General features: G+C 60.8%; 7 protein-coding genes and 1 pseudogene. 2 read left to right on the top strand and 6 right to left on the bottom strand.

The window, feature by feature from the left end:
* Window positions 1-111: 111 nt before the first annotated feature.
* The 6 genes from B7R24_RS17000 to B7R24_RS17025 all read right to left on the bottom strand — a co-directional run bounded on the left by B7R24_RS17000 (window position 112) and on the right by B7R24_RS17025 (window position 6,599).
* On the bottom strand, window positions 112-753 hold the full coding sequence (locus B7R24_RS17000; RefSeq protein ID WP_172582906.1) for a PfkB family carbohydrate kinase: 642 nt from the start codon (window positions 751-753) through the stop codon (window positions 112-114).
* A 35-nt stretch (window positions 754-788) separates the two neighbouring features.
* Entirely contained in the window at window positions 789-1,793 is a 1,005-nt protein-coding gene (locus tag B7R24_RS17005; RefSeq protein WP_116420202.1) for an NAD(P)-dependent alcohol dehydrogenase, read from the bottom strand.
* A 5-nt stretch (window positions 1,794-1,798) separates the two neighbouring features.
* The gene (locus B7R24_RS17010; RefSeq protein WP_116420203.1) at window positions 1,799-3,292 is read right to left on the bottom strand and encodes a mannitol dehydrogenase family protein; all 1,494 of its coding nucleotides are present in this window, start codon (window positions 3,290-3,292) and stop codon (window positions 1,799-1,801) included.
* 38 nt (window positions 3,293-3,330) lie between these two features.
* Window positions 3,331-4,212 (bottom strand): carbohydrate ABC transporter permease, encoded by an 882-nt coding sequence (locus tag B7R24_RS17015; protein ID WP_116420198.1) that lies wholly within the window; start codon window positions 4,210-4,212, stop codon window positions 3,331-3,333.
* Window positions 4,209-5,174, bottom strand: a complete 966-nt coding sequence (locus tag B7R24_RS17020; RefSeq protein WP_116420199.1) for a carbohydrate ABC transporter permease — start codon at window positions 5,172-5,174, stop codon at window positions 4,209-4,211. The genes B7R24_RS17015 and B7R24_RS17020 overlap by 4 nt, the downstream gene beginning before the upstream one ends.
* Window positions 5,175-5,249: 75 nt before the next feature.
* Entirely contained in the window at window positions 5,250-6,599 is a 1,350-nt protein-coding gene (locus B7R24_RS17025) for an ABC transporter substrate-binding protein (protein WP_116420200.1), read from the bottom strand.
* A gap of 206 nt (window positions 6,600-6,805) precedes the next feature.
* On the opposite strand from B7R24_RS17025, the gene B7R24_RS17030 reads away from it, so the two are divergent.
* Window positions 6,806-7,756 carry an AraC family transcriptional regulator gene (locus B7R24_RS17030; RefSeq protein ID WP_116420201.1) on the top strand — a complete coding sequence of 317 codons (951 nt, stop codon included), beginning with the start codon at window positions 6,806-6,808 and terminating at the stop codon, window positions 7,754-7,756.
* A gap of 334 nt (window positions 7,757-8,090) precedes the next feature.
* Window positions 8,091-9,333, top strand: a pseudogene (locus tag B7R24_RS17035) (IS256 family transposase).
* Window positions 9,334-9,457: the final 124 nt, after the last annotated feature.

The following is a 9,457-nucleotide window of genomic DNA, read 5'->3' on the forward strand; positions in this document are numbered from 1 at the left end:
ATCTCGTTCTGCAAAATGGACAACACAATGCGGAGCTTCTTCTCCGCCGGGATCGTCGGTGGACGACTCATGACTCAGACCTCTCAGCTGGGGCGTTGCATCAGCAACTAACTACCCCTGCCAACTACTTGACGCGCGACACGTGGACCCAGCGGCACCACGGGTGATGATGACCAGCACGGCTGTTTTGGCCAGGAGACGTGTAGCGACGTCCTCTCCCGACAGACCGGGATAAAGCCACTCAGCATCCTCGTCGCTCATTTTGACAATGTCCGTTTCAGCGAAGAAGTTCTCCGCGATGGCGATCTGCGCCTCCCGCTGATCGCCGGTCGTCGGTCGGATGTTGGCGTCGACCGTTATCAGTGAGCGTTCACGAGAGCTCTGGATGAGGTTGAGCACGGCGCCGTGCCCGGGTGTCAGAGCGATCGCCAGTGAGCCGGTGTGCACGATAGCGGCCGGCCTGGCCTGCACACCGAGAGGTATGTTCCAGGAGATGTCGAACTCGTAACTGGCCGCACCGTTCTCGGAGAGCACAGCAGTCGCCGTGGAGGTGCCGGACGTCGTGACGGTGGCGGGGTCCAGGATGACGGATGAGCGCCTCAGATGATCGCGAATGAGCTGCCCACGTCGAGCGTACCCGAGGGAGGTGAGCAGTCGGACGTCTTCCCCCAGCCGCCCGAGTCCGACGGCAACATTCAGCGGAGACCCACCGGGGTGTTCTGCGGCGAATCCGTCTCGAGACACGATGTCCACGATGGATTCACCGATGACAAGTATCTGGCCGGAGCTCACTGTCCGGGGTAGACGATTGCCTTCAGCTGGCCAGCCTCCCGCCCGATGGTCAATGCGCGTTCCGCGTCGGCGAGAGCGAACCGGGCCGTCACCAGAACGTCGAGGTCGACCCGCCCACTATTAACCAGTTCGATGGCGAGGGGCCAGGTGTTGGCGTACCGGAACACCCCGCTCAGCCATATCTCCCTGTTCTGGATGAAGGAGACCGGTAGCTCCACATCGTCGGTGCCGAGGCCGACGAGTATGACGCGTCCCGCGGGCTTCACGGCCCGGATCCCCGCACGGACCGCCGATGCGACTCCCGTGGCATCTATGAAAGCGTCGACTTCCAGACCATCGACCGCGTCGACCGTCGGATCGAGCACCCGTGACGCACCGTGCTCTGCAGCGAAAGCTCGGCGCGCAGCGTCGATATCGGTGACAATCACCTCGGACGCACCGAACGACTTAGCCGTTTGAGCGAGAATGACCCCGATCGGGCCGGCACCCGCGATGAGCACCCTGCTACCGGGACCGACTTCGGCGCGTTTGCAGGCCCAGATACCGACGGAGAGTGGCTCGAGCAGAGCGGCGGCCTCATCGGAGACAGTGTCTGGAATGTCGTGCGCGAAGTCGCTCTGAATGGCTACGAACTCGGCGAAGGCACCATTGATGGGGGGCGTGGCAAAGAACTCCATGTGTGGGCAGAGGTTGTATCGGCCCGCTTTGCACTGCTCGCAGACCCGACAGGCACGCTGTGGTTCAACGGCCACACGTGACCCGATCCTGTTCTGGTTGATCGCCGATCCCACGTCTTCGATGCGCCCGGAGAGCTCGTGGCCGAGCACGAGCGGGTCTTTCACCACGTACGGCCCGATCCGGCCGTGTTCGTAGTAGTGCACATCGCTTCCACAGACTCCGACCGCTGACACGCGCACGAGTACCTGGTCTGCGTCGAGGGTCGGTACGGCTGCTGGTTCGAACGCGATCTCGTGTGGTGCATTCAGAACTGCGGCGTTCATGAGGGTCATTGGGTGTGCCTTTCAGGGTTAACAATCGAGGGAGTGCGCAGAAGGTTGCGGAGAGTTTCACGAGCCCCGCTGGAATGCAGGGCCCGAACGGCGGGTGAGTACGCGGCGACGAAACGCGGTTCGTCGGCGAGGTCACCGAACAGCGCCTGATTCTCGATGAAGGCAAGCGGATGCTGGCTTTGTGTCTTCGCGATGCGGGTCAGTTCCTCGCTGAGGGCGTCGACGACGATAATCGGGTCGCCGTTTTCATCCACCGCTTCTGCGTACCGGGCCCAACTGGCGACGATGGCTGCGGACATGGCGACGCTGCCGCCGTTTCGCAACTGCTCCCGGATGACCGGTACGAGCCATTTCGGAATGCGGTCTGAGGACTCAGCACAGAGCCGCGCGAGGGTGTCGCGAACTTCAGCGTTCAGAAATCGGTCGATCAGAGTGCGTTTGTAGAGCCCCAGGTCGACCCCCGGTACGGGCAGGAGTGTCGGCGTGGCCTCCTCGTTCATGTAGCGCCGGAGGAATTCGGCGATCAGAGGATCACCAACTGCTTCGTGGGCGTAACGGTAGCCGCTGAGGAAGCCGAAATAGCATAAGCCTTGGTGACTGGCATTCAGGAGCCGGAGCTTCATAAGCTCGTAGGGTTCAACGTCGCTGACGACCTGCGCTCCCACTCTGGCGAAATCAGGTCGCCCCGTCGGGAAGTCATCTTCGATCACCCACTGGAAGAAGGGCTCACACACGACCGGCCACTGGTCGATGACACCGGACTGCTCGGCGGCTGCCGCGATGTCTTCTGGAGAGGTCACGGGAGTGATTCGGTCCACCATCGAGTTGGGGAAGGCAACGTTCTGCTCGATCCACTGTCCGAGATCTGCGTCTTTCAGAGTTGCGTAGGCGACGAACATGCGCTTGGCCATGTGTCCGTTGCCCTGGATGTTGTCGCAGGACATCACGGTGAAAGGAGGAACACCTCGATCTCGCCGCCGACGCAGGGCAGCTGTGACGAAACCGAAAACGGTGGTGGGTGTCGCGCCTTCTTGAAGATCCGCCACCACCTCGGGGAGGTGGGCGTCGAACTCACCCGTCACCCGGTCGAAGTTGTAGCCACCCTCGGTGATGGTGAGCGAGACGATCCGCACGGCAGGGTCAGCCATTTTCTCGATGACTGCCTCACCGTCATCCGGTGCGAAGAGGTATTCCACGATGCTGCCAATTACCGAAGTCTCCCGGCTTCCGTCAGCGTGCTTGAGAGTCAGCGTGTAGAGGCAGTCCTGCTCATCGAAGATCACCTTCATACGCCGATCGCTCTCGAGCAACCCGACACCGCAGATCGCCCACTCGTCGGAGCCACCACGGGCAATCAGACCATCAAGAGCCATCGCCATGTGCGCGCGGTGAAACCCGCCGACACCGATGTGCACGATTCCCGCCCGCAACGCAGACCTGTCATAGTCCGGGCGTCTGACGCTTGGGGCGACCCCGGCCAGTGTCTCCATGGACAGCTGACGCAACTCGGTATTGCCGCCTGCGGTGGTCACTTGACCGAACCCAGCGAGAGTCCCTGAACAAGCTTGTCTTGCGCGGCGAAGCCGGCGATGAGCACGGGCAGGGAGACGGCGAACGACGCTGCGCACACCTTGGCAAGAAATAGTCCGCGACTTGTGATGAAACTTGTCAGGAACACGGGCGCCGTTGCCGCGGAGACGCTCGTGAGGGCATTGGCGAAGAGAAGTTCGTTCCAACTGAAGATGAAACAGATCAAAGCCGTCGCTGCCAACCCCGGTGATGCGAGAGGGATGATGATCTTCACGAATTTGAAGAAGAAGCCAGCGCCGTCGATCTCGGCGGCCTCTAGGATCTCGGCCGGGATCTCCTGAAGGAAGGAGCGCATCATCCAGACCGCGATCGGGATGTTCATCGAGGTGTAGACGAGGATAAGGATCGTGGTGGTGTCCAACAGGCCGAGCTGCTTGGCGATCAGGTAGATCGGAAGCAGGCCCGCCACCATGGGGAGCATCTTCGTGGTGAGGAAGAAGAACATCACATCCGACCACTTCTTGACCGGGCGGATGGACAGGGCGTAAGCGGCCGGTGTGGCGAGGATCAGCACGATGAGAGTAGAACCAAGGCTGGTCACCGCTGAATTGATGAAGTAGGGCAACGGGCTGACGCCGGTCTCGGCGCCAAAGAAAGACGCCCACCCCTCAAAGGTCCAGGGCGCAAAAAGGGAGGGCGGGTTGGTGGCGGCCGTTGTCTCGCTGTGGAACGACGTCAGAATCATCCAGGCGATGGGAGCGAATGCGACCAAGGCGATGACCCACGCCAGCACGCCCAGCCACGCCTTGCGGTTACGAACCCGCGTTCTTTTCTCCGGGGTGGATGTGCCGATGAGCGTGCGGGGCAGGATCGCGGTCATTTGCTTTCATCTTTCAGGAGAGTGGAGACCGTTCGGAGCGCGAAGGTTGCCAATGCGATGGAGAGGAAGACAACGACCACCCCTGAAGCGGACGAGCCCCCGTAGTCGTGGCCGAGGGTGAACTGTTGATAGATCGTGAACGGGAGGTTCGCGGTACCCAGACTCCCCGATGTCAGCGTGAAGACGGAGTCGAATGTCTGCACAACATAGATGCTGCCCAGAAGCGCTGCAAGCTCGAGGTACTGACGCAGGTGCGGGAAGGTGAGGTATCGGAAGATCTGCCACTCCGAGGCGCCGTCCATCTTGGCCGCCTCGATGACGTCGAGCGGCCTGCCCTGCAACCCTGCGAGCAGGATCAGCATCATGAATGGTGTCCACTGCCAGATCAGTTCGAGTTCCACGCTGTGTAACGGGAATTGCGAGATCCAGTCGGGCTGGGGCGCTTGGCTCCCAGCACCGAAAAGACCCCAGATCCAGGTGAGAATACCGTTGAAGAGGCCGTACGACGGATTGTAGAGCGCGTGCTTCCAGACGAGCGCCGCCGCGACGGGCACGATCAGGAATGGCGCGATCAGCAGCGTTCGAACAGCACCCCGACCCCAGAATTTACGGTCGAGCAAAAGCGCGATGCCGAGGCCAAGCAGAAGGCTCACCAGAACGACAACAACGGTGATCTGTACGGTGACCAGCATCGCATTCCGCAGATCGGGATTCACGAAGACGGCGACGTAGTTCGAAAACCAGGAGAAGTAGACGTCGTTCGGATACAGCGAGTTCCAGTTGAAGAACGAGATTATCAGAGTCAGCACGAACGGCACCTGAGTGACGATGATCATGAAGACCAGAGCAGGCAACAGGGGAAGCCGTTTAAGCAGGGGGCCGTCTTTGTGGAACCGCGACTGCGCGACAGGAGGGTTGATTGCGTCCGTGACGGGGACGGGCTTCTCAGTTACCAACGACATTGTGAGTAAATCCTCTGGGTTCGATCGGGGTGGCGCCCTCCTGAGGACAGACGCCACCCCGACAACGATGTGATGCTATTTCTTGTACTTGTCGCCAACGGCCTGAGCGACAGCCTGGCCATCGCTGAGCGCCTGCTGCACGGTCTGCTGTCCGGCTATTGCCGCACTCACGCCCTGCGATACCTGGGTTGCCATGTCGGCGAACTCGGGAATGGCGACAAACTGAATACCGGGCGCCGGGCGGGGCTGCAAGCCCGGGTTGGTGGGATCAGCGCTCAGGATTGCGTCCTTTGTCTGCTGGAAGAACGCAGACGAGGCCTTCGTGTAGTCCGCGTTGTCGTACGTCGAGGACCGTTTGCCCGCTGGTACCTGCGACCAGCCGAGCTGAGTGCCGACCAGATTCTCGTACTTCGAGCTCGAAGCCCATTCGATGAATTTCTGAGCAGCATCCTGGTTCTTCGACGCCTTCTGGATTCCCCAGGCCCATGACCAGAGCCACCCTGAGCTCTTCGTCTTGTCCACGGGCGCTGCGACGTAGCCCATCTTGCCTGCAACCGGAGAGTCGGAAGCCTCGAGAGAACCCGCCGCAGAGGTTGCGTCGTACCACATCGCTACCTTGCCCTGCGTCATATTCGTCAGGCACTCCGTGAATCCGGCCTGTGCAGCCCCGGCCTCACCATGAGCCTTGACGAGGTCCACATAAAACTGCGTTGCCGCCTCGAATTCAGGCGAGTTCACCCCAGCGTTCCAGTCCTTATCAAACCAGGTCCCACCGAACGTGTTCACGACGGTGGTGAGGGGGGCGAAGACCTGTCCCCAGCCCGCCTGCCCCCGCAGGCAAATACCCTTCATATCGGGTTCGGCGCCGTCCACTTGAGCTGCCAGATCCGCGACCTGCTGCCACGTCGGGTTACTGGGCATTGTCAGGCCCTTCGCAGCGAATATATCTTTGCGGTACATCAGGAACGATGACTCGCCATAAAACGGCTCAGCATAGAGGCTGCCGTTGACGGTCAGCGCCTGGGTCAGAGAGGGAAAGACGTCGCCCTGATTGAAGTCAGACGAACTAGCGATTGAATCCAGAGGCGACAGCCACCCGTTTGCGGCGAACGAGGGAACTTCGTACGCACTGATGGAAGCCACGTCGTACTGCCCCGCCTGCGCCGAGAACTCTGTGGAAATCTTCGCGCGAGCATCGTTCTCGGGGAGAGACGTGTAGTTGACCTTGATGCCAGTGTCTTTGGTGAAGTTGTCATCAGTCAATTTCTGCAGATCCGCCATCTGCGGATTGTTGACCATGAGAACGTTGATGCTCTGATTGTTTCCGCCATTCGAGCCGCCGGCTGCCCCAGAACATGCTGACAGGGCAAGCGAGACACTCATAACAGCGACCGACGCTGTGATGATCCGTGATCTTTTTTTCATGAGAAGGGAACTCCTTTGTCCGTTTGATGCAGTGACGGCTGCTGTGCCGTTACCCCCGTTCATGACCTCTTATGGCCGAGAACGCTTCACGATAATGCTGCGCCGATATCACTTACTAGCAAGTTCAGAGAGCGTTTATGATACTTTTTTGCTCACAGATGTATCGGTGGGATACCCGCCGAGAACGTTTCTAAAGTGGAGTAAAGATGAGTTCCAGTCCGAAGAACTCGGCGAAAAGGCCAGCCGTACGAGAAGTGGTGCCCTATCTGGACGGCGGATCGTTCCGGTGGACGGAACACGACTACCCCAGCCCGGTGGCTCGGTGGAACTATCATCCAGAGGTTGAGATCCACCTGATCCGTCGCGGAACCGGAAATTACATCATCGGAGACCGAGTGGGAACCTTCGGTCCGGGTCATGTCGCAATCGTTAGCGCAGGTATACCCCACGACTGGATGAGCGAACTGGCCCCCGATGAATGCATCGTCGGCAGGGACGCGGTCATACAGTTCACACCCGACTGGCTCGAGCGGGCCATCCGGGCCATGCCAGAGCTGGGACCTGTGCGATCGCTCATCGAACCGACCAGCAGTGGGATCATCTTCACTGGCGACACTGCCGCACGCGCCGCGGAACAGATCGAGTTGACGGGACAGCACTCAGGCCCTGGGCGAATCGCTCATCTCTTCACGCTCCTGGGCCTACTGTCGGACGCCCCGACAAGCGACCGCACCGCGATCGCGCACAAACTATGCGCAGAGGACGCGGGTCGCGAAGGCAAATCAGCAGTCGATGCCGGACTCTCGTACGTGATGCAGAACCTGGGAGGGCAGATTCGCATGGCTGACGCTGCGCGTCTCGCGTTCATGAGCGAACCGTCCTTCTCGAAGTACTTCAAGAAAGCAAGCGGTATGACGTTCTCCAACCTTGTCAAACAACTTCGCATAGCGAGTGCCTGCCGCGCCCTGAAGGAGTCGGACGCTTCTATCTCCAGCGTGGCGCTGGCTGCGGGCTACACGAACCTTTCCAACTTCAACCGACAGTTCTTGTCCGAGATGGAGGTGACCCCACGAAGGTACCGTGAGCAACATAGCCGCGACCACCGCGGAAGAGACGGAGCGTTGACCAGCCTGGAAATGAGGGCGCATCGCGGATGAAGTGCGCGCGCGCCCCTCATCGCTCATTCGTCTTCCTCGCCGGCCCAACCAACTTCTGCGTAATTCGTTTCGACAATACGACTCCTAAACTGGCTGATGTTGCAACGACCGTTAGAGCCCACCCCGTCACGCCTGGGCCAAATCAACCTGATAGAACAACTACGTCTGGAACGAACCTTACGGTCCCTCGGGACTTCGATCGGGGCCGATCTAATAGAGTAGTGCCCCTTAAAGTGGTGTAGCCCCGGTGGCTGGCCTCGTCTTGGACGTGGGCGCGGTCACCGTGGTGTTCCTTCGAGAAGTCTCTTACCTCCACTCGAAAGGCATCAACACGATGACCGCTCCACATATTGTCGACCCTTCCGGCCTCCTTAGCGAAGCCCTGAGCGACGCGTCTCCGGATCTGATGCGCAGCCTGCTGCAAACCATGATCAACGCCCTCCTTTCCGCCGATGCTGACGCGGTTGTTGGTGCGGAGTGGGGCAAACCCTCACCCGACCGCACTGCGCAGCGGAACGGGTACCGGCACCGCGACCTCGACACTCGTGTTGGCACGATCGACGTCGCCGTTCCGAAGCTCCGTTCGGGCACGTATTTCCCGGAATGGCTCCTCGAAAGACGCAAACGAGCCGAAGCAGCGATGATCACCGTGATCGCGGACTGCTACCTCGCCGGGGTTTCCGCCCGGCGGATGGACAAGCTCGTGAAAACCCTCGGGATCCACTCATTATCGAAATCACAGGTATCCCGGATGGCGGCCGAGCTCGACGAACACGTCGACCAATTCCGGCACCGGCCCCTCGGCGACGCGGGCCCGTTCACGTTCGTCGCCGCCGACGCGCTGACCATGAAAGTCCGTGAAGGTGGCAGGGTCATAGGCGCCGTCGTTCTCGTCGCGACCGGCGTCAACGCCGACGGACGCCGCGAAGTCCTCGGCCTCAAAGTCGCAATCAGCGAAACCGGGGCAGCGTGGAACAGCTTCTTCGCCGACCTCACAGCCCGCGGCCTCACCGGTGTCCGACTCGTCACCTCCGACGCCCATCAGGGCTTGGTCGAAGCGATCGCAGCGAACCTGCCCGGCGCGTCCTGGCAACGCTGCCGCACTCATTACGCCGCGAACCTGATGAGCGTGTGCCCAAAGAGCATCTGGCCGGCCGTGAAAGCGATGCTGCACTCGGTGTACGACCAACCTGATGCCCGACAGTGTGAACGCCCAATTCGACCGGCTCCTGGACTACGTCGAAGACAAGCTCCCCGCAGCGTTTGAGCACCTTGATGCTGCGCGAGCTGACGTCCTCGCGTTCACCACCTTCCCCGAAGGGCTCTGGCAGCAGGTCTGGTCCAATAATCCGAACGAGCGCCTGAATCGTGAGATCCGGCGCCGTACCGACAGCGTCGGGATCTTCCCGAACCGCGACGCCATCATCCGCCTCGTCGGCGCGGTCCTCGCCGAACAGACCGATGAATGGGCCGAAGGACGCCGCTACCTCGGCCTCGACATCCTCACCAAATCCCGCCTCACACTCGTACCCGACAACGGAAACGAGGTGACCGAAGCAGCCCTCGCCCTCAGCTGAGTATTTGACTGTGTGGGGGCCGGGGAATATTGCCTTCGGGGGCCACTTGTATTGCCTCCGGGGGCCGGGGTGTCGCGCGGTCAGGGGCCAGTGACGCCCGACCGCGCGAGGTCCTATGCCTTGG

The organism is Subtercola boreus (assembly GCF_003399645.1).
Lineage (GTDB): Bacteria > Actinomycetota > Actinomycetes > Actinomycetales > Microbacteriaceae > Subtercola > Subtercola boreus_A.

Coding starts and splice junctions, on each gene's coding strand:
- B7R24_RS17010 (WP_116420203.1), bottom strand. CDS start 3,292: ATGGAGACACTGGCCGGGGTCGCCCCAAGCGTCAGACGCCCGGACTAT.
- B7R24_RS17020 (WP_116420199.1), bottom strand. CDS start 5,174: ATGTCGTTGGTAACTGAGAAGCCCGTCCCCGTCACGGACGCAATCAAC.
- B7R24_RS17005 (WP_116420202.1), bottom strand. CDS start 1,793: ATGAACGCCGCAGTTCTGAATGCACCACACGAGATCGCGTTCGAACCA.
- B7R24_RS17015 (WP_116420198.1), bottom strand. CDS start 4,212: ATGACCGCGATCCTGCCCCGCACGCTCATCGGCACATCCACCCCGGAG.
- B7R24_RS17030 (WP_116420201.1), top strand. CDS start 6,806: ATGAGTTCCAGTCCGAAGAACTCGGCGAAAAGGCCAGCCGTACGAGAA.
- B7R24_RS17025 (WP_116420200.1), bottom strand. CDS start 6,599: ATGAAAAAAAGATCACGGATCATCACAGCGTCGGTCGCTGTTATGAGT.